Here is a 1672-nt window from a genome sequence, read left to right on the forward strand (position 1 = left end):
ATTTGAAAGCCGCGTCATATCACTTGACACGGCTTTCTTTTATGAATGCTCTCTTTTATGATATGTATATTAAGCAATTATCTTATAATGCGTTTATAGCCATCAAGAAGGCACCCCCATGTCTATTTTTATTCTGTTTCATCAACAATCTTGACAAGGCTATCGCTTTCATAAACCTCATAATTTATAGGAACTTCCTTTACTTTGCTTTTCTTGGTTAATTTCGCATTGCCATAAGCGCGACCCCAGACCTTAGTATAGAATAAAACCTTGGCATTGCCAAAAACAGAGCCATAAATTTCAGCACAACCGCCCACCAAAGCACCGCCATAGACCTTGCCATGTATTTTTGCACGACCATTAATAAAGGCATAATTATAAACCTTGGCATAGCTATGAATACGGGCAGAGCCAGCAACAATGGCACGACCATAGACGCGTGCATAACTAAAAACCGTAGCATCATAAGAAACATGAGCATAATCATAAATATGAGCATCAGCAAGAACGCGGGCAGCACCACTCACATGAGCATACCCATAAACATTGCCATAAACATGAGCATTGCCATAGACACAAGCATGGTCATAAATTTTTGCGTATTGAGAGATGAAAGCCTTGCCATAGATTTCACAATTCCCATAGACTTGACCACAAACTTGAGAAAAATGCCGTATTTTTGCATTTTCATACACTCTTGCATGACCATAGACACAAGCATCATCATACACCCAGCAATTACCATCATGGGATAGGTTAACTTCCTTTTCAATAAAGCCGCCTAAAGACCCCGCCTGTACATCATCAAAATCTTTTAAAGCTTTAATGCGATAAAGGTTTATAATATTTCGAGTAAGAGCATGTTTGATTTTTTTGATTTCACTGGTTAATTCGTATTTTTTGCACATAGAGATACCCTCACAATCTAATGTGATAAACGTTTTCTAAAATTTGAAATGGGAAATTTGGTTGGAAAGCAGGCGCCCCCGCCGCGCCCCGCGCCATTATTTACGCAGCGTTATTTGCAATAACCTTTACAACGTTATCGCTTTCATAAACCTCACAATCATTAGGAACCCAATAAAGATCACTATGTCTTTTTAACCTTGCATTGCCATAGACATTACCTATGACCATGAAATAACCAGAGATTTTTGCATTGCCATAAACACAGCCTTTAATCTTGGCATGGCACCCCACACTAGCACGACCATAAACCTTGCCATAAATCTTTGCAGCACCACTAACAGAAGCATGATCATAAACCTCGGCATTGCCATGAATACGTGCACTTCCTGATAATTTTGCATTGCCATAAACCCGCGCCTGATGATAAACCCAAGCATTATAAGAAAGATGCGCATTGTCATAAACATGGGCATTTGCATAAACGCGGGCGTGATCACAGACATGAGCATTGCCATAAACAAAGCCCATTATAATAGCCTTATTAAAAATCTTGGCATTTTCGTAAATATGAGCAGGATTTAAAACAAGAGCATTATCATAAACCCAGCAATTGCCATCATGAGAGAGATTGTTTTCACTTTCGATAAAGCCGCCTAAAGACCCAGCTTTGACATCAGAAAAGTCTTTTAATGCCTTAATGCGATAAAGAGTTTGATTATTAAATACACGTGTCTCATTTGTGAGTGCAAACTTTTTTTGCATA

General features: G+C 38.8%; 2 protein-coding genes. Both read right to left on the minus strand.

Going from position 1 to position 1672, the window contains the following annotated elements; genetic code table 11:
* Positions 1-128 precede the first annotated feature (128 nt).
* Positions 129-908, minus strand: coding sequence for a hypothetical protein (locus tag ACFILZ_RS09725; protein ID WP_375611051.1), 780 nt, complete (start codon positions 906-908; stop codon positions 129-131).
* A 100-nt stretch (positions 909-1008) separates the two neighbouring features.
* Positions 1009-1671, minus strand: coding sequence for a hypothetical protein (locus ACFILZ_RS09730; protein WP_375611050.1), 663 nt, complete (start codon positions 1669-1671; stop codon positions 1009-1011).
* Position 1672: the final 1 nt, after the last annotated feature.

The sequence above is a fragment of the Bartonella sp. AP40SXNS genome, from assembly GCF_042195825.1.
GTDB lineage: Bacteria > Pseudomonadota > Alphaproteobacteria > Rhizobiales > Rhizobiaceae > Bartonella.

Bases quoted from the DNA above. Each gene is read 5' to 3' on its own strand.
- ACFILZ_RS09725 (WP_375611051.1), bottom strand. From the start codon at position 908: ATGTGCAAAAAATACGAATTAACCAGTGAAATCAAAAAAATCAAACAT.
- ACFILZ_RS09730 (WP_375611050.1), bottom strand. From the start codon at position 1,671: ATGCAAAAAAAGTTTGCACTCACAAATGAGACACGTGTATTTAATAAT.